We start from the raw sequence: 23,629 nt of genomic DNA on the forward strand, positions 1-23,629 counted from the left end.
AGCGGGGTCCTACCCGATTATCATGCAATTATCTGAGTTCAAGCTCGAGAGCCTTCTTGAGAGGCAGCCTGTCCGGATTCTGCAGGTATGGATAGCCAAACAGGGTGGCTCCGCCAACCCATTCGTCTTCACCTATTCCAAGGAGGCTTCTCATGCTTTGGTTCTTCCTCAGCGCCCTTGTTATGAAGCCAGCCCAGCAGGTTCCTATTCCCACGGAATGTGCTGAGAGCTCAAAGTAGGAAAGGGCTATCGCCGCATCCTCATACCACTCATGTGATGAGGGTACTAAGGCGACTACAAGCATGGGAGCCCCTCTGAATACAGGGTCAAGCCCTGCTTTGATCTGGTCCTCCTGGACCGCATACCTCTTGTCGGTTATCACAGCGGAATCAACCTTAAGGTTCTCCTCATATAGCCTCTTTAGCTCAGCCATGGTCTCCTTCTTTTCAACGACGATCCATCTCAGTGGCTGCTTGTTTGAAGCTGAAGGGGCATACCTAGTCATGTCCATTAGCTTCATCAGCTTTTCGGCTCCTATGGTATCCCCCTTAAAGCTCCTTGTGCTTCTCCGGGTGCATATCAGGCGCCTGGCTTCAGCCTCTGAAGGAAAGTCAGAGCTCGAGAGGTCCTCGGCATCCTCCCATCTGTAGAAGGTGAGGTTCGCTGCCTCGAACCTGCAGTTTATCACGCAATGACCGCAGCGTATGCAGTACCATTCCTCATCGGGAGAAACCTCAGGATATCCGTCTTCATCTGGCTTTACAATAAATCTTGGACAGGCCTTCATGCAGTCACCGCATAGTGTGCACTTGTCCCTGTCGGCAGTAAAAAGCATCAATGCACCTCCCTACTTTTCCAGCAGCTTCTCAGCCCTTGGTGCCCGCAGCATGCTTGCAGATGGCATTCCGGACCCTAGAAGCGGAGTCAGGTAATACTTGAATTCATTAGTCACATTGTTGCCCCTGGCATTGATGAATTCAGGAGGCATGAGCTTTGTCAGGCCGGCAACATCCTTTAGCCTCGAAAGCTGATAGTCCACAGAGTAGAAGCCTGTCCTGTGTATCGTTATCGACCCGTCGATATTATGCCATATTGCGAACTGGGCGGCCTTTTCACCGACCTCCCTTGCCTCCCTCTGATCAACGTCAGAGACGCAGCCGAGGAACGACCTCTGCAGGTATCCGAATGTGTCGGACCTGACCCTCTTTATACCCAGGTTGTCCTTTACAAGCTTTGCCAGCAGGTCACCAAGCGCACCAGTTCCTGAAAGTTGCAGGTTGCCATGTGAATCGCGTTCCTTCTGCTCAAGCTTGGTAATGATCGGTACTCCGGATTCATCCTGGATGCCCTCAGATACAGCGATAACACAGCGTCCATACTTGTCATAGATGGACTTGACATCAGCAAGGAACTCGTCAGTCTTGAATGCCCTCTCAGGGAGATACACAAGATGAGGTCCGTCATCCGGATACTTCTGTGCGATTGATGCAGCCGCAGTGAGGAAGCCGGCATTCCTGCCCATCACAACCCCAATATGCACTCCCGGCAGCGCCCTGTTGTCGAGGTTTATGCCGATGAACGCCTGTGCCACGAATTTGGCTGCTGATGGATATCCTGGGGTGTGGTCGTTAAGTACCAGGTCATTGTCAATGGTCTTTGGTATGTGTATGGCCCTGAACTCATAGTTAGACCTCTCGGCCTGCTGGTTTACTATCCTTACGGTATCAGCAGAATCATTTCCGCCGATATAGAAGAAGTACCTTACATCATGAGCCTTGAATACCTTGAAGATCTCCTGGCAATATGCCTCATCGGGCTTGTCCCTTGTAGAGAACAGGGCAGATGAGGGTGTCACTGCAACCCTCTCAAGATTGTTTGTGGTCTCCTGAGTGAGGTCAAGGAAATCCTCGTTCACTATTCCCTTGACGCCGTTTATAGCTCCGTATACCTTTGTTATCTGCTGGAATTTCCTTGATTCAAGGACAACACCAACCAGGGACTGGTTTATCACGGCAGTAGGTCCACCGCCCTGTGCCACTACTACTTTTCCTTCAAGCTTCATGGAATCACTCCTCAAATGTTTCTTTTGGGCTATTCTAAACGTTTACCATATTGAATAAATGATACCACAAATCACCTGAAATCAAAATATCCCAGTAGCTGGAAATGCTGGAAATGCTCAGGTTTGGAGCATTTCCAGCATCATGAGTGCAGGGTCTATGACCTTTATCGGGCTTTTATCGGCGAGCGCATCCCGAAACCACGAGAAATGGGTGCAGCCAAGTACAAGTGCTTCGCAGCCTGAAGTCCTGAAAAAGCCGAGAAGTCCGGTGAGCTCGAATTCATCCACGATCTTATCAGGAACCATTCCTGACTCAACGGCATCGACAAGCTCAAGGGTTCCTAACCCTATTACCCTTGTATCGTTTTTCCCTGACTGGAGAGCCTTTTCAATGCCGCAGGCGCTCTGGCTGTTTGCCGCGATAACCCCGAGTCGACTGTAGCTTTTGCCGAGGTCCCTGTATACCATAAGTGGAGTTATCATCCTTACTCCCTTCTTCCTTCCGATCTCCTCCATGTCTACCGCTGCTGAAATTGAGTTGCAGTATACAAAAACAGTATCCATACCAAGGCTGCTGATCTCATCAACCTTGCCCTCAATGATCTCCCTGAGTCTTTCTGGATATAGTACCTGAAGTATGCTCTGTTCTTCGGGCGTATCTGAAATCGGGAATGAAACTGCCTCGTATCCATGCTCTTCAAGCAGTGCCTTTCCCATTGATGTATCCACCGGAGTGCCTGCTATTACCGCTACCATGCCACCACTTCCCATCAAATAATATCTACCATTTTATCCCTTAAGTGAGATAAGGTATAGTCCCAATTCAATCTCATCGTTTACAATTTTCGTGCGAAGTGCATGAAAATGCTCTATACTGATACTTAGGTAACACAGTGAAAGGAGTGCGCGTTGCAAAAAACGCGCGGCATGAGATGATTGATGACAGAAAATTTGCAGTACTTATTGACGCCGACAACGTATCGGCGAAGTACATAAAGTTCATACTTGATGAGATTTCAAACTATGGGGTAGCGACCTACAAGAGGATATACGGAGACTGGACCAAGCCGCAGGTTGCATCCTGGAAGGATGTCCTGCTTGAAAATTCAGTGACACCTGTTCAGCAGTACGGGTACACCGTAGGAAAAAACGCGACAGACTCCGCTATGATAATCGATGCCATGGACATCCTCTATTCAGGAAATGTTGACGGGTACTGCATAGTATCCTCTGACAGCGACTTCACGAAGCTTTCCGCAAGGCTGAGGGAATCAGGCATGATGGTCGTCGGAATGGGGGAGAAGAAGACCCCCAAGCCCTTCATAGCCGCCTGCAACCAGTTCAAGTATCTTGATGTCCTTGCAGAATCAGAGAAGAAGGCCCTTGAGGAAGGGTCAATTCAGGATTCCAAGGCAAAGCCTGTCGAGAGCAAGCCAGATATCAAGGCTGCATCAAACGGCAACAAGCAGCCTGAGCAGACTGAGACCGGAAAGTACATGACTGACATAAACCTCATCAAAGCCGCGATAATAAGGATGATGAACGAGGTCGATGCCGAGGACCAGAGCATGAACATGGGAGAGATCGGAAACAGGCTGGTCAAGAGATATCCTGATTTTGACGTCAGGAACTACGGCGACACCAAGCTTTCAAAGTTCCTCAAGAAATTCGATTTCCTCGAGATACACCAGAAGGGGAAGGGGACATCCATGTGGGTGTCGCTGAAGTCCGATACTCCAAAGGAAACTGATGAGGCACCAGTTCCAGAAGTAAAGAAGAAGAGGCGGACCTACAAGGCAAAGCGCAGGATAGTGAAGATAGAGGATTAGGAGGGAAAGATGGAAACTACCATACATGTTTCGCTCGGCATCGATGAAGCCATTGAGATCCTTGATGATGCCGTGATAAATGGCAGCATAACAGGCGAGAAGCTCGACCACTACGAGGTAAGGTTCAGCGACAGAAGGGTTGTCGTCATGGTATACGAGAAGCATTTCTACAGGGTAGGGAACAGGCTTACCCTTACTGTCACTATCGACGATGCATCCGGAGCTACAAGGGTCCACTACATTGGAGGCGGAGGCGGGGAAGGTCTCTTCAGGTTTGACTGGGGCGCCTCGCAAAGCTTTGGCAGGATAGTTGAGGACAAACTCAGGCCATACGAGACCTGGCTCTAGGTTAAAAATCGATTAAAAGCCCCCGGAAACCATTTTCCGGGGGTATAGTTTTATCATAAACCATAATATTTATAAATTATAAATAATCGAGGGATAGACATGGATATGAACGAATTCAAGGCATATCTTCTTCAGAGCACAAGAAAGCTCGATGAAGCCATGGACACCTGCCTTGACAGGATGGGAAGCTCTGAAGGCCTGACACCGAACCAGGCGAGGATAATCCTGATAATGAGCCTTGAAGGCTCAGCAACCATGGGAAGGATATCAGATTCGGCTTCAATAGCCGGAGGCAACCTGACAAACCTTTGCAAGGTCCTGGAGAACAGAGGGCTTGTTGAAAGGGGCAGGGATCCTGATGATGACAGGAAGGTACTGATGAGACTGACTCAATCGGGCAGCGAAACCGCCCAAAGGCTTGACCGATGGCTGACAACGAGGCTGGAGGATAGGCTGCCGGAATACAGGGGGGAACTGACTGAAATTGCAGAGGCCCTTGAAAAGCTGTCGGAAATGATAATTGAAATGACGAAGGAGAAAAACTCATGAAAGAGATCAAACCACCAAAAAAATCACTGATGTTCTACTACACCATAGTACTTCTGATAATGCTTCTGTTCAATACGTTCGTAGTTCCTGCGATCATGAACGCTTCAATAAGCGAAGTCGACTACGGCACCTTCCTTTCCATGGTGGATAAAGGGTCCGTAAAGACCGTGGAGATCCAGGAAACCAAGATACTGTATACTGCACCGGATGCACAGGGCAAGGATGCCGTATACATGACAGGCAGGATGGATGATACAGGACTTGTGGACAGGCTATATGCCAGGGGCGTAAGCTTCAGCAAGGTCATTCCGCAGGAGGCGTCACCGATCATGTCATTCCTCCTCACATGGATACTTCCGATAGGATTATTCCTGTACCTCGGACAGAAGCTGTCTGGAAAGCTCAACCAGGGCGGAATGGGCAATGCAATGTCCTTCGGAAAGAGCAATGCAAAGGTGTATGTCGAGGCCCAGACCGGCAAGACATTCGCGGACGTGGCGGGCCAGGATGAAGCAAAGGATGCCCTCAGGGAGATCGTTGATTTTCTGCATGACCCAAAGAAATACTCCGATATAGGAGCTAACATTCCAAAGGGAGCTCTCCTTGTAGGACCTCCCGGTACTGGAAAGACTCTGCTTGCAAAGGCAGTTGCAGGTGAATCAAAGGTTCCTTTCTTCTCGATATCAGGCTCAGAGTTCGTCGAGATGTTCGTAGGTATGGGGGCCGCAAGGGTCAGGGACCTTTTCAAGCAGGCACAGGAGAAGGCACCCTGCATAGTCTTCATAGACGAGATAGACACGATAGGTAAGCGAAGGGATTCTGGCGGTATCGGCGGCAATGACGAGAGGGAGCAGACTCTGAACCAGCTGCTGTCGGAGATGGATGGCTTTTCAGCTGACAAGGGCGTTGTCATCCTTGCTGCAACAAACAGGCCTGAGACACTGGACAAGGCGCTCCTGAGGCCCGGACGCTTCGACAGGAGGATACCGGTTGAACTGCCTGACCTTGCAGGAAGGGAAGCGATACTCAAGGTACATGCCAAGAAGATCAAGCTTGATTCAGGTGTTGACTTCAATGTCATCGCGAGAGCCACATCAGGAGCCTCCGGTGCAGACCTTGCCAACATTATAAACGAAGGTGCCCTGAGAGCCGTTAAGCTCGGCAGGAAGACAGTAATCCAGGAGGACCTTGAAGAATCCGTTGAAGTAGTCATAGCGGGCTACCAGAGGAAGAATGCGGTGATCTCAATGAAGGACAAGCTGACGATATCCTACCACGAAATAGGGCACGCGCTTGTTGCTGCAATGCAGAAGGATTCAGCTCCAGTCCATAAGATAACGATAATCCCAAGGACTTCCGGAGCACTTGGCTACACCATGCAGATAGACGATGTGGAGAAGGTGCTGCTCACTAAGGAGCAGGCGCTCGACAAGATAACAACCTATATGGGAGGACGTGCCGCTGAAGAGCTTATCTTCGGGACAGTTACCTCAGGAGCATCAAACGACATTGAGATGGCAACCAAGATCGCCAGGGCAATGGTCACCAGGTACGGCATGAGTGAGACATTCGATATGATGGCGCTGGAGACTATGGTCAACCCTTACCTTGGCGGCGATACACAGCTCATGGTTTCAGCTGACACCGCTGCGAAGGTCGACCAGGAGATCCTTGCGATAATAAAATCATGCCACATCAGGGCAAAGGAAATACTTGAGGAAAACAAGCAGAAGCTTCATGACCTGACTAAATTCCTCCTGGAGAAGGAGACAATAACCGGCGAGGAGTTCATGGAAATGCTTGCTGCTTGACTTAGACATGGAACAATGACCTGAAAGCCGCCGGTGATTCTGAATTGTTTTGAGTATATGTAAACAAACCTGAAAACGTCACGCGAAGGCACGGGTATTTTGAATCATTCCGCCCCTGGTTACGCCGCATAATAATTGCTGATTTTGAAGCAATTATACATTTAGCATGAATATATACCCTAAAGTTTTCTGATAGGAATTCTTTAGGGTATTCTTTGAATAATTGGCAAAAAAATGCCAACAGAACTGATTTTATAACACTTTAAGATATAATTGCATAGTCATAAAATGTAAACGATTATGGTCATACCATTGACAATCCAGTTCATAAATAGTTAAAATAATATTAAGAAGTTTTGAAAGGAGGGGTAATAATGTCTGTCAAATGGAACGGTACCAAACTCGTCAAGCTTATCGCTGACAATGAGATCAAGGTGGCGGAACTTTACAGGACGATGGCTAAGGAGGTTAACAAGGGAATTGGTGTGCAGTTCTTCGAGAACCTTGCAAAGGACGAAGAAAGGCATAACATGATTTACGCTGCTCTGCTAGGCAAGGTCCCTGATGTTGGCGATGTGGAACTAGATGAGGATGATGCTAAGTACTTGGATTTATTGATCGATAATAATTTCCTCAATGATTCTGAAGCAGTCATTGCCAAAGCAAGGGCTCTTTTTGACAAGAGTCAGGTCTTTGACATCGCCGAGAGAGTGGAGACAGATTCAGTCATGTTCGTGACTGAGCTGGCAAGGGTCTATCCGGACCTTGCCAAAGGGGATCTGGCGACCATACTCAAGGAAGAGAAGAAACACCTTAGGACCATCCTGGAAAAAAAGACAGACAGGTCAATTTTCCGTATTGGTATGTGACGAAGGTCACGGACGCACTATTCTTAATAATTCATAAGGGGGATTATTATGGTAACTTTCTTGGTTGGACTTGCAATTCTGTTGGTAGGTGGATTGGCTTACGGAAAGTATTGCGAAACAGTATTCGGACCTGATGACAGGGAGACACCGGCAGTAGCTAAGGCAGACGGAGTTGACTTCGTCGTGATGAAAAAGTGGAAGAACAGTCTTATAGAGCTCTTGAACATAGCAGGTACAGGACCGATCCTCGGGCCTATACAGGGTATACTGTTCGGGCCTATCGCCTTCATAACCATACCTGTAGGCTGCGTACTCGCGGGATCACTCCATGACTATTTCTCAGGAATGATATCAATGAGAAACGGCGGAGCACAGATGCCTAAGCTCATACAGAAGTACCTTGGAAAGGGAGTCTTCAACGTATACAACATAGTAGTATGGATACTCATGCTTCTTGTTGGAGCGGTTTTCGTATATACACCTGGAGACCTCATAGTAAACGAGATCATCGGACAGAAGCCTCTGTTCGAGAACCCAACAACCTGGATAGTATATGCAGCAATATTCCTGTACTATCTTATAGCTACACTTTTCCCTATCGACCAGATCATAGGAAGGGTATACCCGATATTCGGAGCGATACTCATATTCTCAGCAGTTGGAATATTCGTAGGAATAATGTTTGACGGCGGAGCAAACCTTCAGAACCTTGATTTTGCTCACCTGTTCGGAAACCATCCTTCGAAGCTTCCGTTCATACCTGTATTCTTCATAACAGTAGCATGCGGAATCATGTCAGGCTTCCACTCGACACAGGCTACCCTCATAGGCAGAGCTGTCAAGAGCGAAAAGGAAGGCAGAATGACATTCTTCAACATGATGCTTGTTGAAGGCTTCATAGCAATGTGCTGGGCAGCTGGTGCCATGATACTCTTCGGAAGAGGAACAGACATAAAGACTGGCGCGACACTCATGATAGGACTTGTTTCAAGGGAATTCCTCGGACCTATAGGCGCCATATTCGCAATAGCAGGCGTTATAGTACTTCCGATAACCTCAGGAGACACAGCATTCAGGTCACTCAGGCTCATGCTTGCTGAAACCTTCCACATAGACCAGGTTAACTACACAAAGAGAGTTTCTCTTACTGCAGGTATATTCGTACCAGCTATAGCAATACTTTACTATGCAAAGTCAAATGCATCGGGATTCAACATCCTCTGGAGATACTTCGCATTCACTAACCAGACAATAGCGGTATTTGCACTTGCGATGATTTCGGTTTACCTTCTCATCCATGGAAAGAACTACCTCATATCGCTTGTTCCTGGAATGTTCTACTGCTTCGTGGTCATGAGCTACATAATCCACGCCCCGATAGGTTTAGGCCTTGAGTCCAGACTTGGAATGGACCCTAACAGCTACACGGCCTCATACATTGCGGCAGGAGTTCTGGCTTTAGGTTATGCCCTGTTCATCAAGACATACGGAACCAAGCAGAAGGAAAAGATACTCAGTACTGTAATAGAATAAGAGAACGATCAGGGGGCCGTCATCATGACGGCCCTTTAAATTTTCAGGCTGTAATAATGGAGATTCTCCCATTCATCCAAACAAAGAGATTAAAATAATCGTATAATACTAATAAGGAATCGATATCGGGCAGGTGATCATATGGTTTGGATAGTTACGGGAGGAATAGACAAGGGGAAGACTGCGAGGGTTCTCGTCCTTTGGGATGACCTGAAGGATCTGGGATATGACGGAATCGTGTCTCTCAAGGTATTTGAGGATGAGGTGTTCAAGGGGTATACCTTAAGGAGGCTGTCAGACGGAACCGAAAGGATGCTGGCGGTCAAGGAGGAGTCCAAGGTCTTCAGGCTCCAGTCAGGAAGCCTTTACTTCGATCCTGAAGCCTTCGAATGGGCTGACGAGGTCATTGATGAGATCTGCATGGATCCAAGATGCGAAGGCATAATAATTGATGAGATCGGTCCGCTTGAACTTCGCGGCATGGGCCTGTATGACGCATTCACTGAAGCGCTTCTTAGCGGAAAGGAAGTCATTGCGGTAGTCAGGAAAAGTTCACTTGAGGATGTCCTGGAAAGCTTTGAGATTGAAGAATTCGTCCTTATCGACGTGGAGGAAGAACAATGAGGATATTCATAGGGATAGACTTCGGAATACGTCAGAAGGAAGCGATAAGAAGAGTTCAGGATAGCCTGAGAAAGGCTGCTGAGGGCAGGTTCACCCGAACCGACAACATCCATCTGACACTGAATTTCCTTGGTGAGGTCGATAAGGAGAGGCTTCAGCAGGTATTTTCCGTTGTTGATGAGGCAGCTTCAGTGACCAAAGCCTTTTCGCTGAGACTGGGTAAGCTTGGATATTTCCCTTCAGGGAGGAAGAAGATAATCTGGCTTGGTATCGAAGAATGCAGAGGGCTTCAGAACCTGTACATAACACTTTCAGACGCACTTGAGAAGATCGGATTCGAGAAGGAGGGCAGGGACTACTCTCCACACCTGACCCTTGTAAGGGAAGCAAGGATCTTAAGGCAGTTTGAGGACGCCGACATGTCTCCTCTTGATGGAAATGAGACTCAGGAGGTATCCGAGGTCACGGTGTTCGAGAGCACAAGCCGACGCGGCGTACTTGAGTATTTGCCGCTCCATTCTGCAAGGCTTATCTGATGTCCGTCAGATAGTGAAAATACACTTGTATCCTTCAGCTAAAAAAAGCTGATACAGATAAATACGTCAAAAATCCAGATTCCTGCGGCAATCTGGATATACAACCAAAAACGTTCTGATTGAAGGGGGATAAACATGGCATCCAATCCTGTTTATGAGTTCTATGCTGAGCTGACAGACTATGAGCCTAAAATATGGCGCCGTTTCCAGGTTATGAACAATATCACAATGGCAAAATTAGGGTACATCCTGATGACACTATTTGAAATGCAGGCAACCCATCTGTTCTGCTTCGATGTTCCAGTGGCAGAAAATTACCTGAAAAGCGCGGGAGAATATTCAAGCAATGATTTTAACAAAAAAGTCTATGATATGCTTTCTGAAGACCCGAAATTTGCCAGAAAGCATATAGCACTGCCAGATGATTATGGCTTTCCGGAGCCTGAAGCTGATAATCTCGATGCTTCCAAAATCATGGTCAAACATGTCCTTTCATCTGAAGCCGAATCAATGACTTTTTCTTATGACTTCGGTGACGGATGGGAGATAAAAATCATTCTTGAGAATATCCTTAAAGACAAGGACTTGCCCGGCAAAGAGCTGCCCCGGGTCCTGGATGGCTTTGGATACGGGATAATCGAGGATTGCGGCGGACCTCACGGTCTTGAAGAACTGGCAAGAGTCTTCAAGAGTAAAAAAGGGGAGAGATACCAGGAATTAAGCGAATGGTTGGGCTTAAGTGAATTGGATCTTGACAAATTAGACTTGGAAGACATGAACTTCAGACTTAAAAAGGTCCCGAGGATCTACAGGGATGCTTACGAACTCCGGTTGGAGCCTACAGATCAGTCAATGGACCTGCTTAACCGAAGGTACAAGAGGAAGCTGCCAATATCATCTCAGGAGAGTCAGCTTGATCGCAGGTGACTTTTTAAAGTAGCGCTGAAACATATCCGATTCACCGTGTAAAGGAACCTGGGGAATTGCTCATATTGCGTCTGTCAGAATGCTGTGATCGAAAAGGATTCAAGATGGTGACTTCAGGATACGCGTTGCAGGGCATCCAGGCATTGTTGGATATGCCAATTCTGATGAGTTCGACATTTGTTGGGGGATTACAATGATTAAAAGGACATTCCTCATGAGAGGAAAGGAAAGGCATGAGTTCATGGTGTACTTCGAAAGGATCGGAGGAATTCCATCTGATTTGCCTGACGGAGCCATTATATTCAAGGGTGGCCCTTGGACTGCAAGGATCGGCCCACAGACTGTATACATGCTGAGGACCATACCTTTCCCGGAGGTTGAAGTAACCATTGAGGCTGAGGATGAAGTCTTCGAAGCTTTGCTAAAGGATTACCGGATCATGTTCCTCACAGCAGGCGGCTGAAACTTTGTGCCGTAATGGAACGTTTTACATTGTAAGTTAAGAGGATTTGCTGTAAACTTGGAATATATGATCCAAGTTTTCTTTTATTGCCGGAGGTGGGTTTGTTGGAAGAACAGTCATATGGCTCAGTGGCCAGGTCAACTGAATTGAAGGACTACATAGAAAGGTCCCATGAGAGATGCAGAAGGTACAAGGTCTCGAGTGACAGGGTCTACTCAAAGAGGATACTTGAGGGTAGGGAGCTTTTCGAGAAGCTTGAGGAAAATAACAGTCTCATACTGACTGCCGCTCCGTTCATCAACAATCTCCACGAGTTCGTGAGAGGCTCTGATTTTTTCGCCATACTCACTGACAGGGAAGGGTGCATACTCTCGGTAATAGGCGATGAGAACATACTGACTGAGGCTTTTTCTTTCCACATGGTTCCCGGTGCATACATGGATGAAAGAAGCATAGGCACAAATGCCATGGGAACATGCATAGAGGAGAGGGCACCTCTTCAGGTATCAGGAAGCGAACATTTCGTCAGTGTATACCACAGATGGACCTGCTCAGCTGCACCCATATGGGACCCGGATGGGACTCTGATAGGGACTCTTGACCTTACCGGCTACAGTGACGGGGTACATTCCCACACTTTGGGCATGGTGGTTGCAGCCGCACATTCAATCAGCAAGATGATGGAAGCTGAAAGGTCAAAGCTGGACCTCTCAGAAAGACAGGTATTCCACGAGGCCATCCTCGACACATTCCAGGTTGGAGTCGTTGTAATGGACCTGAACGGAAATATCGACATGACGAACAACATGGCTTGCGACATGTTCGGTTACGATAAGGACGACATGAGACGGATCAACGCAAGGAAGCTCCTCAGGGACTGGGATTCCATCAGAAGAAGCCTCCTCGAGGACGGAACTGAATATGAGGCTGATACTGATGTCTTCTCCAGGAAGAACAGGCTCCAGTACAATGTCAGCATCTACAGGATGATAAGAGGTAAGTATGACTCTATTGTCATGATACTCAGGGAAGTAAGGAAACAGAGGAAACTCGCCGAGAAGCTCATGGGGAGAAGGGCGATATACACCTTTGACAAGATAATAGGACAGGACCCGAATTTCGTGAAGGTACTTGACCTGGCCAAGAAGATTTCTGACAGCAAGTCAACAGTACTTCTTATGGGGGAAAGCGGAACAGGCAAGGAGCTGTTCGCCCAGTCCATACACAACAGGTCGAACCGCTCAAGGGAACCGTTCATTGCACTTAATTGCGGTGCGATACCGAGAAACCTTATCGAATCCGAGCTGTTCGGATACGAGGAGGGTGCATTCACGGGTGCAAAATCGAAAGGAATGCCCGGAAAGTTCGAGCTCGCGGACGGTGGAACACTATTCCTCGATGAAATAGGCGAAATGCCCATTGACCTTCAGACAAGACTCCTCAGGGTGATCGAGGAAGGAACTGTCTCAAGGATCGGCAGCATCCATGACAATGTGGTGAATGTCAGGGTCATAGCAGCGACAAACAGGGAGCTTAGGGACGAGGTTGAACGCGGAACCTTCAGGAAGGACCTCTACTACAGGCTGAATGTGCTGCCCCTCAGACTTCCGTCACTGAAGGAGAGGCGGTCGGATATCCCGGTGCTTTTCGATTTCTTCATGGGCAGGATATCCAAGAAGCACAACAAGAAGAGGATCGACTTCTCAAGGGACCAGATGGATAGGCTGATGGAGTACGACTGGCCGGGTAACATCAGGGAACTCGAGAATTATGTAGAACTCGTAGTCAATACTGAAAGCGTGCCAGACATCTTCGAGGTCAACCGGGGAAGAGGGGACCTTCCGATGGCTGGAACCTCAGGACCTTCAAGAAGGGTAGCGAGCCTTACTGAAATAGAAAAGGAACATATACTTTTCATGCTGGAGCATGAGGACTGGAACATATCGAAGGCAGCGAAGGCGCTTGAAATAGGAAGAAATACGCTTTATCGCAAGCTTGAAGCCTATGGTCTCGATGTATCGATTCGGGACAAAGTTCCAGAATGGAACAGCAAATGATGCGGATGACCGCTCCATAATGGAGCGGTTGTTTTTCGTCCGAAATGTAAACCATTGCAGTTCAATCGTTTACAGCCCCGGCAATATTTGGCATGATTCTTGCTTATATATCAGTACAGAACATCCATAGGAGGGATACAATGTCAAACTATTACGGATACCAGGGTACAGTACTCAGGATCGACCTGACAGCAGGAACAGTCAAGAAGGAGCAGCTTAATCTTGATGATGCAGTAAAGTTCCTCGGGGGAAGAGGACTCGGAACAAAGATGCTCATCGATGAGATCGATGCGAACGTTGATGCTCTCAGCCCGGAGAACAAGCTCATATTTGCAGCGGGACCTCTCACTGGAACCAACACACCAACCGGCGGAAGGTACATGGTAATAACCAAGTCACCTCTTACGGGAACGGTAGCAAGCTCGAATTCAGGCGGATTCTTCGGCGCAGAGATGAAGTTTGCCGGATATGACATGATCGTCCTTGAAGGAAAGTCAGAGAAGCCTGTATACATAAACATAGTTGACGATGAGGTAGAACTGAAGGATGCATCAGGACTCTGGGGAAAGCTTGTCGCAGACACCACTGAGACACTTGAGGGAATCCATGGAGACAAGGCGAAGGTTGCCTGCATAGGACCAGCTGGAGAAAGGCTGTCACTCATGGCTGCAGTCATGAACGACAAGGGAAGGGCAGCAGGAAGGTCAGGAGTCGGTGCCGTAATGGGATCCAAGAACCTCAAGGCTATCGTAGTCAAAGGATCGAAGAAGGTCCAGGTAAAGGACCCTGCAATGCTCAAGGAAGTTTTCGCAAGATGCACCAAGAAGATCAGGGACAACGGCGTTACCGGACAGGGACTTCCTGCATACGGAACTGCGGTGCTTGTCAACATAATCAATGAGAACGGCGTGCTTCCAACAAAGAACTTCCAGGAGTCACAGTTCTCCTTCGCAGAGGATATAAGCGGTGAGACCCTTGCTGAGAAGTACCTCACAAGGAAGGACCCATGCTTCAGATGTCCAATAGGCTGCGGAAGATACTGCAAGGTTGATGACATAGAGGGACAGGGACCTGAGTACGAAACAGTATGGGCATACGGCTCAGACTGCGGAGTAAATGACCTTCCTGCAGTCATCAAGGCTAACTACTGGTGCAACGAGTACGGTCTTGACACAATATCAGCAGGAACTACCATAGCGGCTGCAATGGAGCTTTACCAGAGAGGCTACATCACAAGGGAAGAGCTTGGAGACGGACCGGAGCTGGTTTGGGGAAGTGCAGAGGCCATAGTAGAATGGACCAAGAGGATGGGAGCTGTAGAAGGCTTCGGAGTCAAGCTTGCGGAAGGCTCATACAGGCTCTGTGACAGCTACGGGGTACCAGAATACTCCATGACAGTAAAGAAGCAGGAGCTTCCCGCATACGACCCGAGAGGAATCCAGGGACACGGAATTTCCTATGCAACCTCCAACAGAGGCGGATGCCACGTAAGAGGCTACATGATCTCCCCTGAGATACTCGGACTTCCTGAGAAGCTTGACAGGTTCACGCTTGAAGGAAAGGCAGAATGGACAAAGATATTCCAGGACTTCACTGCAGCTATAGATTCATCAGGACTCTGCCTGTTCACATCATTCGCACTTGGTGCTGACGACTATGCCGACCTCGTTAATGCGATTACAGGTTCGACATATACCGGAGCTGAGTTCATCGAGGCTGGTGAGAGGGTATGGAACCTTGAGAGGGTTTGGAACATGAAGGCAGGCATAGCGGCATCAACAGATACGCTTCCTAAGAGACTTCTTGAGGAGCCTATTGCTGAAGGACCTTCAAAGGGCTGGGTAACAAAGCTTAACGAGACATTGCCTGACTACTACAAGGTAAGAGGCTGGTCTGAGGATGGAGCTCCTAAGGACGACAAGCTTTCAGCGCTTGGACTGAAGTAAGGAGGAGCCATTGAACCTTACAATAAGGCTATTCGCCACACTCCGTGAGAACAGGGGGAAGATCCTTGACGTCGAGGTGTCTGATGGTGAAACCATAAGGACCATACTTGGCTCCATGGGAATCATGGAAGAGGATGTGGCAATACTTTTAAGGAACGGCAGGGATGCTTCTCTTGATGACTTCCCTGAGGACAAGGACACACTTTCAGTTTTTCCGCCGGTTGGCGGAGGCTGAAGACAATACGAGAATCCGGGCGGTGTCCGGATTCTTTGTTTTCCAGATGATTGCGGTCACTCCGGTTCGGGATATATAATCAGAGTAATAGGTCTGTAGGGAGGGATATATCTGTCAACGGAAAGGATATCGGAGATTCTTGAAAAGAATTATGGAAAGATGGTGTCAATTAGGCACCGCATACATATGGAGCCTGAAATAGCCTTCGAGGAGGTAAAGACTGCAGCTCTTGTTGCAGAAACCCTCAGAAGCCTTGGTATAGAGACAAGGACTGGGGTCGCAAAAACAGGGGTTCTTGGCATCCTCCATGGTAGAGGTCCTGGCAGGACAGTCCTGCTCAGGGCAGACATGGACGCTCTCCCTGTTGATGAATTGGCGGATGTGCCATACAGGTCTAGGGTCAGGGGCAAGATGCACGCCTGCGGACACGACGCCCATACGGCGGGGCTCCTTGGTGCGGCAATGGTGCTTTCGGAGCTCAGGGATTCCTTTGATGGCTGCATAAAGTTCATGTTCCAGCCGGCTGAAGAGGAGGATGGAGGAGCGCTGACCATGATCGAGGAGGGCATCCTTGAGTCGCCAAAGGTCGATGCTGCCTTCGGATGCCATCTCTGGGGGCTCATGGAAGAGGGGAAGGTAGCAGTATCAGGCGGACCCGTCATGGCTTCACCTGACGTCTTCGACCTTGAGGTCACAGGCAGAGGGGGACACGGAGCGCAGCCGCATCTGACTGTCGATCCGATAATGGTGTCAGCAAGCATAATAACAGCTTTCAACAACATGGTCGGAAGAAGGGTGGATCCCCTTGTACCTTGTGTGGTATCCGTGTGCAGCATAAGCGGGGGAGAAGTCCACAATGTCATACCAGAAAAGGTGATCATGAAGGGGACGATAAGGACACTTGATGAGGAAACAAGGGAAAGGATACCAAAGGAGCTTGAGAAGCTTGCTGTTGGAATTGCCGGATCAATGGGGGCAACTGCCAATTTCATTTATGGTAAGAGGTTTCCGGTCCTCATAAACGATGAGGAGATGGCAAGCCTTGCGAGAGATGCTTTCAGAAAGCATGCTGACCCTTCAGATGTCTCAGACAACCAGATACAGTCAATGGGGGGAGAGGACTTCGCCTACCTAGGACAGCATGTACCATCAGCCTATGCCTTCATCGGCATAGCGAAGGATGGGAAAAATCCTGTCCTTCACCACAACCCTTACTTCTCCTTCGAAGACTCTAACATGAAGCTGCTCGCAAAGGGCCTGGCGCAGATTGCTCTTGACTTCCTGTCTGAGTGAAGGTCATGACGGCCTGATCAGTAGGACTAAATCGGTTTTTCCACTAAAGGAAAAGGTCAGGAAATGGCATAACCTGCCATTTCCTGACCTTATTGCCTATTCAGGCAGAGTCTACACTCTCTCCATTTCAGCAAGGAATGCCTGCAGAGGCTGATTTCCAAGAAGCTCATGCTTGTCGTTTATGACTATCTTCGGAACTCCGGATACGTTGAACTTGTTTGAGAGGTCGAAGAATGTCTCAGCCTCGACCATCTCAGCATCGATAAATGGATTCATGAGTGCCATCTTGTGTGCCTTCTGTACTGCTCCTGCGCAGTGAGGGCAGCTGAGCGTTACGAAAACCTTGATGTTTGTAGGCTTGTCGATCTTCCTGATCCTTTCCTCAAGGTCCTTTGGAAGCTCTGAATTCCTTCCTGAAACCTCCAGAAGGGCAGGGATGAATGAATTTATCTCGTGTCCTGCGGGGATCCCGTTGAACTTGACACCCTCGTACTTTCCATCCTTGTCGAGCAGGACTATGCTCGGTACCATCGTGACATTGTATTCCCTGGCTAGGTCTGAATCCTTGTCCAGGTCATACTTCTTCAGGTGTAGACGGTCGCTTAATTCCTCAATCTCCTCCATGTAGCCTGCTGTCTCCTCGCAGCTGTAGCATTCGCCTTCCTTTGTGAACAGTGCGATCGTTACATCACCTGCAAGGTCGTTGAAGACCTCCTTAAGCTGACCTCTCAATTCTTCGTTGAACATTTTCATTTTCATTTCCTCCATTTATCCGTATTTTATTTAAATTTATTCGCTGGCTTCATTCAGGCCTTGAGCCTGTTCAGGTATTCACTTGCAGAGAGGGCAGCCTTCGCTCCGTCGCTTGCGGCTATGACTATCTGCTTGTAGGGCACTTCGGTTACATCGCCCGCTGCGTATATTCCCGGAACGCCTGTCTCATTCTTCTGGTTTACAATGATCTCACCATGGCTGTTAAGGTTCAGGAACTTGCCGAAAGGACCGGTGAAGGGGTCATGCCCTATCTCGACGAACAGTCCGTCTCCCTGGAGAAGCTTCTCTTCGCCTGTAGCGTTGTTCCTTGCCTTCAGACCCCTGAAGGTACCATCGCCGACCACCTCGGTGATCGTTGTTCCAAGCATTACGCTTATCTTCGGGTTCGAGTACAGCTGGTCAGTAAGTACCTTGTCTGACCTGAACTGGCTCCTGTGGACTATGGTGACCTTTGACGCAACCTTTGCAAGATCGATTGCCGCCTCTGCAGCTGAGTTCCCTCCGCCAGCCACGAAGACCTCCTTGCCCTTGAAGAAGGGTCCGTCACATATCGCACAGTAGGATACACCTTTCCCTGAGTACGCTGATTCTCCGTTAACACCAAGCGTCCTTGGCTTGGAGCCTGTTGCAACTATAATTGACCTCGATTTGTAGGTTTCACCCGAATCCAGCGTAAGGCTGTGAACTTTGTCTGTGGAGCTTATTCCAATCACTTCCACATCTGAAAGAACAGGTATCCCGTTCTGGTCCACATGTGACAGGAATTCATTTACAAGCCCTTCACCTGAAATTGACTTTATCCCGAGATAATTGTCAACGTCCGAGGTGTCAAGGATCTGACCGCCTTTCCTTTTTGTAATGATGCCGGCTGCAAGACCCTTCCTTGAAGCGTATAGCGCTGCGTTCAGTCCTGCAGGTCCTCCACCGACCACCAGCACATCATATGTGGTCCCCGGATCCAAAGTGTTTTGGCTTGCCAGTGAAAATGTGCTTCCGAAATCGAGATTAAGCTTGAAGCTCATGGTTATCCTCCTTTTGTAAGGGACGGAACTTGACCGTTGTCCCTTTTAGAAGATGCATACGCTGAAATAGCTTTGCAGCTTCTGCATCTATGTGTTCTTTATAATCTTGCAGACTGTCGATTCGCTTATGCCGCCGAAAAGAACTCCGATCTCCTTCAGTGAGAGGGTTGTCCTCTTCCTGAAATCATGTATCATCTGGTTACGGAGGTCGCGGTCCCTGAGCAGCTCTTCCACTGTCTGTCCGGTATCCTGGGCTATTGATGAGAGCTTCGTCCTTGCCTCCTCAATAGTATGGAGGCAGTCCCTGCACTCCTTGTCCTCAGCAGCAGCGGGCTCATCGTCTTCCTTCCTCAGCGGTGTCACCCAGTCAAGCTTAAGAGGGGATTTTCCGCCGTATACGCAGAAGCTGTTCCATTCCGTGGCTTCCTTGCTTCTTTCGTGCAGTGCTCCAATGGTCTTGAGGACCTCATCCTTTTCATTCATGAGTGTGCTCTTGTACCTGTCCCGAAAGAGCCTGCCTTTGCATTTGACATACATGGCATAACCAATGTTGATGCTCTTCATAACCTTCGACAGGTCGCTCCCGTTGGTGTCCAGGACAAGCTGGTACTCATTGTCTGAAAGGAGACAGTATGCATATAGCTTGAAATTGAAATTTGCCTGGGTTCTCTTTAGTATCTCCATGAAACGGTACCGGTCGCTCTCATTCTCAAAGAGCATCCTTTCACCGCCTCCGGTCTGGCGGATCAGGAAGGTTCCGAAATCGTCCTTTATACGTGCTGTACGTGCCATCCTTACCACCTGCCTTCAACAATAATATATCAGCGATTCAAGTTATAGTCAAGTACCGTCCCTAAGATTTTTGACGAAATAAAAAACATCATAAGCTGATCGGGTTTGGGTCACGGTTAAGAATCCTTGCAGGCGATTGCCCATATCCTGCCATAACTTGGATGATATAATGAAAGGTAAGAGGTGATCTTCAGTGGATGAGTTAAAGGTACTCCTGGTTGATGACGAGCCGGGGATAAGGGATATGATAAAGGAGTATATGGCAGGCGGAGGGTATGATGCTGATGAGGCAGGAGACGGCTTCAGAGCCCTTCTCATGCTGGAGGGGAAGAAGTACGACATCGTGGTCCTGGACATCATGATGCCCGGCATGGACGGCTGGAGCGTGGCAAGGAACATAAGGAAGACCTCGGACATTCCGATAATCATGCTTTCAGCCCGCGGAGAGGAGTACGACAAGCTTCTCGGCTTCGACATGGGGATCGACGACTACATGGTGAAGCCCTTCAGCCCGAAGGAGCTCCTTGCGAGGATCAGGGCCCTGACATCAAGAAGGAGAAGGGAAGTAATCTCTCCAGTCAGAAGGCTCGAATTCGGAAGTCTCGTGATTGACCTTGACGGACGAAAGGTGACTAACTCATCTGAGGTCCTTCAGCTTACACCTAAGGAGTTCGAGCTTCTTTCCTTCCTTGCGGAGAACCCTGGCAAGGCGTTCACAAGGGACCATATCCTTTCTGCTGTTTGGGGCTATGACTTCGAGGGTGACGACAGGACTGTGGATACCCACATCAAGCAGCTGAGGGAAAGGCTTAAGGAGTCCAGGAGGATGATCGTGACCGTATGGGGTACCGGCTACAAGTTCGACCCGGAGGTAATGCCATGAGTGGGATTTCTCTAAGGCTATTCAAGGGAATGATGGTTCTTGTAGCGGTCATTGTTGCTGTACTTTGGCTCTTCCAGGTCGTTTTCCTTGAGGATTTCTACAGTTCGAGACAGATCGGGCTGATGCAGGACAAGGTGAATGAGATTGCTGCACAAATCGGTGAGAAGGGGATTGACGATCCGAAGCTTCAGGAGGAGATTGCTGAATTTTCCGATGTATACAACGTTATCATCGGGGTATTCGACAGTTCAGGTGTTTCAGTGTATGAGGCAGGCGGTGAAACTTCCACGGGGACCCAGAATTTCTTCGACAAGCATATCATGGAGGTTGTAACTGAGGCACTGAACGGAAGTACCGTAAACAGGACTGAGGAGCAGACCAGGACAGGCGGCAGGTTCCTGTTCCTTGCGACTCCTACAGGAAGCGGCGCTCTGGCTGCTGCAGTACCTCTTGCCCCAGTTTCAGATACTGCATCCATCCTCAAGGTGCAGCTTGCTTACATTACGGTAATACTTCTCGTTGTATCATTTGTCCTGTCGTACGTACTTTCAGGAAGGTTCGTGAAACCTATCCTAAAGATCACGGATGCAGCAAGGAAGATGGCGAAGGGTGATTTTGATGTCGACCTGGATGTGAAGGGGAACGATGAGATCTCTGCTCTTGCAAGGGACATGAAGGAGATGGGCATCGAGCTTGGAAGGACAGAAAGGCTGAAGAAGGACCTTATCGGAAACATATCACATGAGCTGAGGACCCCCCTGAGCCTTATAAGAGGCTATGCTGAGACCCTCAGGGATGTTTCAGGGAACGACCTTGTAAGGAGGAACCGGCAGCTTGGCATCATAATGGAGGAGTCTGACAGGTTATCTGAACTTGTTGATGACATCCTAAGCATGTCAAGGCTTGATTCAGGTGCTTCAAAGCCTGAACCTGCGTCAGTTGACATGAAGGAGCTTGCAAACAGAGTTTCTGAGAGGTTCAGGGACCTCTCGTCACGGACCGGCATCAGGCTCCTCATTGAAGCTGAATCAGACTGCAGGATAACCGCTGACCCTAAGCTTATGACACAGGTGTCCGTAAACCTTATCGGCAACGCCTTCAAGCATGCCAGGGAGAATGTTCTGGTCTCCGTATCGAGAAATGAAGGACTTGTCACTCTCATGGTCGACGATGACGGGAATGGGATAAGCGATGAGGACCTGCCGAGGATCTGGGACAGGTACTACAAAGGTAAGGGTGAGGGTGCAGCGGGTACCGGACTTGGACTTGCTATCGCAAAGAGCATCCTTGAATCCCATGGATTCAAATATGGTGCGTCAAACAATGATTCCGGTGGAGCCAGGTTCTGGTTTTCAGCTAAGTCATCATGACTTTTCCACCATTTTTGACCATATTCCATCACAGATCCCTCACATCTTCCGATTAATATGGATACATGGAATTTCCTGAATCTGTCTTGTGGGAGATGTCAAAATGAAAAAAAAATCAAAGCTCAGACTCTATGTGCAGATATTTTTCTTTGTACTTATCGGACTTATCGCTGTAAACCATACGCTTGCAGAATCCGGAATGGGAATCCCCCTGCTTGCCGATGCATCGCTTCATGCCCTCTGTCCTTTCGGCGGTGTAGTTACACTCTATAATCTGGGAACCCTTGGAACCTTCATCCAGAAGATACACATGTCATCCGTGATACTAATGTCACTCGTATTCATCCTAGCCATCCTCTTCGGACCCGTATTCTGCGGATGGGTATGCCCCCTTGGCTCCTTCCAGGAATGGATTGGTAAGCTCGGAAAGAAGGTCCTCGGAAAAAGGTTCGGTAAGGTAGTACCTGAGAAGGTCGACAATGTCCTGAAGTACTTCAGGTATGCCGTGCTCGTCTGGGTAGTATATGTGACAGCAAGGTCAGGATACCTGATGTTCGCGGAAATCGACCCATATAACGCACTGTTCTCCTTCTGGTCAAGCGAAGTGGCGATCCCAGGAGTGATAGTGCTACTGGTTACAATGGGTGCATCGCTTGTCATTTCGAGGCCATGGTGCAGGTATGCCTGCCCTTATGGAGCTCTGCTCGGACTTTCAAACAAGGTTAGGATCTTTGGAATAAAGCGCAACGAATCGACCTGCATAAGCTGCAAGAAGTGCGACACCAGCTGTCCAATGGGCATAGTTGTTTCAGATAAGACAAAGGTCACAGACCTCCACTGCATAAGCTGCATGGAGTGCACATCAGAAAAAGCCTGCCCTGTACCTGACACAGTCAACCTCATGAACGGACTGTTCATGGAAATGCCTAAGAAAGGCAGGGAGGTAAAGGCATGAGGAAGATATCATCAAAATTCATGGCTCTCACAGTATTCCTTGTCATATTCGGGGGGATTGGGGCTACTATCCTCGCCGATGTCTGGACAACAGAATCCACAAAGGTGCCGGTCACATACAAGGAAGGGGAGTTCGAAGGCCAGTACAACCCCGAGGACATAAGGGGTTCCTACACCTTCAGCGAGGTATCTGAGCTGTTTGAGGTGGATCTCGGCGACCTGCTGGAAGCCTTCGGAATACCTGAAGGGACAGATGGGACAAGCATTCAGACAAAGGTCCTTGAGGAGATGTATCCGAATCTTCCGAACGAGATCGGCAACGGTTCAGTCCAGCTCTTCGTGGCATTCTACAAGGGGCTTCCTCCTGAGTATGACGACACGTATCTGCCAGCACAGGCGAAGGACATACTCTACAGGGTGAACGAGAAGCTCACAGCAGAAGAGAAGGCCTACATAGAATCGCACCTTGCAGTGCTTCCTGAGCCAGCAGGTGAAGCATCAGAACCGGCTGGACCTGCAGCCACTGAGGAAGTCGAGCCACTTGTCAAGGGTGCTACGACATTCCAGCAGGTCCTTGACGCAGGTATAACGAAGGCTCAGATCGAGGAGATCATTGGTTCTGCCATGCCGGCTACAAATCTCCCGATAAAGGATTATTGCCTGGAGAAGGGGCTTTCCTTCTCAGAGGTGAAGGAAAAGCTGAACGCCCTGGTTGAAAAATAGGGATCAGGAAATCGGGTAGGACCCCGCTG

The 23,629-nt window shown here is 48.8% G+C and carries 24 protein-coding genes; 18 read left to right on the forward strand and 6 right to left on the reverse strand.

Annotated features, from left to right (window positions below; genetic code table 11):
- Positions 1-28: 28 nt before the first annotated feature.
- The 3 genes from T472_RS03735 to T472_RS03745 form a co-directional block, all read right to left on the reverse strand.
- The gene (locus T472_RS03735; RefSeq protein WP_023385146.1) at positions 29-835 is read right to left on the reverse strand and encodes a nitroreductase family protein; all 807 of its coding nucleotides are present in this window, start codon (positions 833-835) and stop codon (positions 29-31) included.
- A gap of 12 nt (positions 836-847) precedes the next feature.
- Positions 848-2,062: a 6-phosphofructokinase gene (locus T472_RS03740; RefSeq protein WP_023385144.1), complete on the reverse strand. Its 1,215-nt coding sequence runs from the start codon at positions 2,060-2,062 to the stop codon at positions 848-850.
- A gap of 117 nt (positions 2,063-2,179) precedes the next feature.
- Positions 2,180-2,818: an aspartate/glutamate racemase family protein gene (locus tag T472_RS03745; RefSeq protein ID WP_023385141.1), complete on the reverse strand. Its 639-nt coding sequence runs from the start codon at positions 2,816-2,818 to the stop codon at positions 2,180-2,182.
- A 176-nt stretch (positions 2,819-2,994) separates the two neighbouring features.
- Between T472_RS03745 and T472_RS03750 the strand changes: the two genes are divergently transcribed.
- The 14 genes from T472_RS03750 to T472_RS03815 all read left to right on the forward strand — a co-directional run bounded on the left by T472_RS03750 (position 2,995) and on the right by T472_RS03815 (position 17,082).
- Positions 2,995-3,891, forward strand: coding sequence for an NYN domain-containing protein (locus T472_RS03750; RefSeq protein ID WP_023385139.1), 897 nt, complete (start codon positions 2,995-2,997; stop codon positions 3,889-3,891).
- 9 nt (positions 3,892-3,900) lie between these two features.
- On the forward strand, positions 3,901-4,239 hold the full coding sequence (locus T472_RS03755) for a DUF6054 family protein (protein ID WP_023385137.1): 339 nt from the start codon (positions 3,901-3,903) through the stop codon (positions 4,237-4,239).
- A 99-nt stretch (positions 4,240-4,338) separates the two neighbouring features.
- Positions 4,339-4,788 (forward strand): MarR family winged helix-turn-helix transcriptional regulator, encoded by a 450-nt coding sequence (locus T472_RS03760; RefSeq protein WP_023385134.1) that lies wholly within the window; start codon positions 4,339-4,341, stop codon positions 4,786-4,788.
- Positions 4,785-6,599, forward strand: coding sequence for an ATP-dependent zinc metalloprotease FtsH (gene ftsH / locus T472_RS03765; RefSeq protein WP_023385132.1), 1,815 nt, complete (start codon positions 4,785-4,787; stop codon positions 6,597-6,599). The genes T472_RS03760 and ftsH overlap by 4 nt, the downstream gene beginning before the upstream one ends.
- A 374-nt stretch (positions 6,600-6,973) precedes the next feature.
- A complete protein-coding gene (locus T472_RS03770) occupies positions 6,974-7,468 on the forward strand; it encodes a ferritin family protein (protein ID WP_023385130.1) in 495 nt (164 codons plus the stop codon).
- A 48-nt stretch (positions 7,469-7,516) separates the two neighbouring features.
- Positions 7,517-9,001 (forward strand): carbon starvation CstA family protein, encoded by a 1,485-nt coding sequence (locus T472_RS03775; protein WP_023385128.1) that lies wholly within the window; start codon positions 7,517-7,519, stop codon positions 8,999-9,001.
- Between the two features lie 141 nt (positions 9,002-9,142).
- Positions 9,143-9,625, forward strand: a complete 483-nt coding sequence (locus tag T472_RS03780; RefSeq protein ID WP_023385126.1) for a nucleoside-triphosphatase — start codon at positions 9,143-9,145, stop codon at positions 9,623-9,625.
- A complete protein-coding gene (gene thpR, locus T472_RS03785) occupies positions 9,622-10,161 on the forward strand; it encodes an RNA 2',3'-cyclic phosphodiesterase (protein WP_023385123.1) in 540 nt (179 codons plus the stop codon). The genes T472_RS03780 and thpR overlap by 4 nt, the downstream gene beginning before the upstream one ends.
- Positions 10,162-10,296: 135 nt before the next feature.
- Positions 10,297-11,088, forward strand: coding sequence for a plasmid pRiA4b ORF-3 family protein (locus T472_RS03790; RefSeq protein WP_023385121.1), 792 nt, complete (start codon positions 10,297-10,299; stop codon positions 11,086-11,088).
- A gap of 193 nt (positions 11,089-11,281) precedes the next feature.
- On the forward strand, positions 11,282-11,551 hold the full coding sequence (locus tag T472_RS03795; protein ID WP_023385118.1) for a MoaD-like domain-containing protein: 270 nt from the start codon (positions 11,282-11,284) through the stop codon (positions 11,549-11,551).
- A gap of 104 nt (positions 11,552-11,655) precedes the next feature.
- Complete coding sequence (locus T472_RS03800; RefSeq protein WP_023385117.1) at positions 11,656-13,608, forward strand: sigma-54-dependent Fis family transcriptional regulator; 1,953 nt, start codon at positions 11,656-11,658, stop codon at positions 13,606-13,608.
- Between the two features lie 140 nt (positions 13,609-13,748).
- Entirely contained in the window at positions 13,749-15,554 is a 1,806-nt protein-coding gene (locus tag T472_RS03805; protein ID WP_023385115.1) for an aldehyde ferredoxin oxidoreductase family protein, read from the forward strand.
- A gap of 10 nt (positions 15,555-15,564) precedes the next feature.
- Positions 15,565-15,789 (forward strand): MoaD/ThiS family protein, encoded by a 225-nt coding sequence (locus tag T472_RS03810; RefSeq protein WP_023385113.1) that lies wholly within the window; start codon positions 15,565-15,567, stop codon positions 15,787-15,789.
- 159 nt (positions 15,790-15,948) lie between these two features.
- A complete protein-coding gene (locus T472_RS03815) occupies positions 15,949-17,082 on the forward strand; it encodes a M20 metallopeptidase family protein (protein WP_023385109.1) in 1,134 nt (377 codons plus the stop codon).
- Positions 17,083-17,193: 111 nt separating this feature from the next.
- Here T472_RS03815 and pdo read toward each other — a convergent pair whose 3' ends face one another.
- The 3 genes from pdo to T472_RS03830 form a co-directional block, all read right to left on the reverse strand.
- Positions 17,194-17,835: a protein disulfide oxidoreductase gene (gene pdo, locus T472_RS03820; RefSeq protein WP_023863332.1), complete on the reverse strand. Its 642-nt coding sequence runs from the start codon at positions 17,833-17,835 to the stop codon at positions 17,194-17,196.
- A 53-nt stretch (positions 17,836-17,888) separates the two neighbouring features.
- Complete coding sequence (locus T472_RS03825; RefSeq protein WP_023384724.1) at positions 17,889-18,878, reverse strand: NAD(P)/FAD-dependent oxidoreductase; 990 nt, start codon at positions 18,876-18,878, stop codon at positions 17,889-17,891.
- A gap of 87 nt (positions 18,879-18,965) precedes the next feature.
- Positions 18,966-19,670: a transposase gene (locus tag T472_RS03830; protein ID WP_023384722.1), complete on the reverse strand. Its 705-nt coding sequence runs from the start codon at positions 19,668-19,670 to the stop codon at positions 18,966-18,968.
- Positions 19,671-19,863: 193 nt separating this feature from the next.
- Here T472_RS03830 and T472_RS03835 point away from each other — a divergent pair, with 193 nt between their 5' ends.
- The 4 genes from T472_RS03835 to T472_RS03850 all read left to right on the forward strand — a co-directional run bounded on the left by T472_RS03835 (position 19,864) and on the right by T472_RS03850 (position 23,600).
- Entirely contained in the window at positions 19,864-20,553 is a 690-nt protein-coding gene (locus T472_RS03835; RefSeq protein WP_023384719.1) for a response regulator transcription factor, read from the forward strand.
- Entirely contained in the window at positions 20,550-21,923 is a 1,374-nt protein-coding gene (locus T472_RS03840; RefSeq protein WP_023384717.1) for a sensor histidine kinase, read from the forward strand. Before T472_RS03835 ends, T472_RS03840 begins: the two co-directional genes overlap by 4 nt.
- A 103-nt stretch (positions 21,924-22,026) precedes the next feature.
- Positions 22,027-22,878: a 4Fe-4S binding protein gene (locus tag T472_RS03845; protein ID WP_052011745.1), complete on the forward strand. Its 852-nt coding sequence runs from the start codon at positions 22,027-22,029 to the stop codon at positions 22,876-22,878.
- Positions 22,875-23,600 carry a hypothetical protein gene (locus T472_RS03850; RefSeq protein WP_040906610.1) on the forward strand — a complete coding sequence of 242 codons (726 nt, stop codon included), beginning with the start codon at positions 22,875-22,877 and terminating at the stop codon, positions 23,598-23,600. Before T472_RS03845 ends, T472_RS03850 begins: the two co-directional genes overlap by 4 nt.
- Positions 23,601-23,629 lie beyond the last annotated feature (29 nt).

This window comes from Youngiibacter fragilis 232.1, assembly GCF_000495435.3.
Lineage (GTDB): Bacteria > Bacillota > Clostridia > Clostridiales > Clostridiaceae > Youngiibacter > Youngiibacter fragilis.

Bases quoted from the DNA above. Each gene is read 5' to 3' on its own strand.
- T472_RS03735 (WP_023385146.1), bottom strand. From the start codon at position 835: ATGCTTTTTACTGCCGACAGGGACAAGTGCACACTATGCGGTGACTGC.
- T472_RS03740 (WP_023385144.1), bottom strand. From the start codon at position 2,062: ATGAAGCTTGAAGGAAAAGTAGTAGTGGCACAGGGCGGTGGACCTACT.
- T472_RS03745 (WP_023385141.1), bottom strand. From the start codon at position 2,818: ATGGTAGCGGTAATAGCAGGCACTCCGGTGGATACATCAATGGGAAAG.
- T472_RS03750 (WP_023385139.1), top strand. From the start codon at position 2,995: ATGATTGATGACAGAAAATTTGCAGTACTTATTGACGCCGACAACGTA.
- T472_RS03755 (WP_023385137.1), top strand. From the start codon at position 3,901: ATGGAAACTACCATACATGTTTCGCTCGGCATCGATGAAGCCATTGAG.
- T472_RS03760 (WP_023385134.1), top strand. From the start codon at position 4,339: ATGGATATGAACGAATTCAAGGCATATCTTCTTCAGAGCACAAGAAAG.
- ftsH (WP_023385132.1), top strand. From the start codon at position 4,785: ATGAAAGAGATCAAACCACCAAAAAAATCACTGATGTTCTACTACACC.
- T472_RS03770 (WP_023385130.1), top strand. From the start codon at position 6,974: ATGTCTGTCAAATGGAACGGTACCAAACTCGTCAAGCTTATCGCTGAC.
- T472_RS03775 (WP_023385128.1), top strand. From the start codon at position 7,517: ATGGTAACTTTCTTGGTTGGACTTGCAATTCTGTTGGTAGGTGGATTG.
- T472_RS03780 (WP_023385126.1), top strand. From the start codon at position 9,143: ATGGTTTGGATAGTTACGGGAGGAATAGACAAGGGGAAGACTGCGAGG.
- thpR (WP_023385123.1), top strand. From the start codon at position 9,622: ATGAGGATATTCATAGGGATAGACTTCGGAATACGTCAGAAGGAAGCG.
- T472_RS03790 (WP_023385121.1), top strand. From the start codon at position 10,297: ATGGCATCCAATCCTGTTTATGAGTTCTATGCTGAGCTGACAGACTAT.
- T472_RS03795 (WP_023385118.1), top strand. From the start codon at position 11,282: ATGATTAAAAGGACATTCCTCATGAGAGGAAAGGAAAGGCATGAGTTC.
- T472_RS03805 (WP_023385115.1), top strand. From the start codon at position 13,749: ATGTCAAACTATTACGGATACCAGGGTACAGTACTCAGGATCGACCTG.
- T472_RS03815 (WP_023385109.1), top strand. From the start codon at position 15,949: ATGGTGTCAATTAGGCACCGCATACATATGGAGCCTGAAATAGCCTTC.
- pdo (WP_023863332.1), bottom strand. From the start codon at position 17,835: ATGAAAATGTTCAACGAAGAATTGAGAGGTCAGCTTAAGGAGGTCTTC.
- T472_RS03825 (WP_023384724.1), bottom strand. From the start codon at position 18,878: ATGAGCTTCAAGCTTAATCTCGATTTCGGAAGCACATTTTCACTGGCA.
- T472_RS03830 (WP_023384722.1), bottom strand. From the start codon at position 19,670: ATGGCACGTACAGCACGTATAAAGGACGATTTCGGAACCTTCCTGATC.
- T472_RS03840 (WP_023384717.1), top strand. From the start codon at position 20,550: ATGAGTGGGATTTCTCTAAGGCTATTCAAGGGAATGATGGTTCTTGTA.
- T472_RS03845 (WP_052011745.1), top strand. From the start codon at position 22,027: ATGAAAAAAAAATCAAAGCTCAGACTCTATGTGCAGATATTTTTCTTT.
- T472_RS03850 (WP_040906610.1), top strand. From the start codon at position 22,875: ATGAGGAAGATATCATCAAAATTCATGGCTCTCACAGTATTCCTTGTC.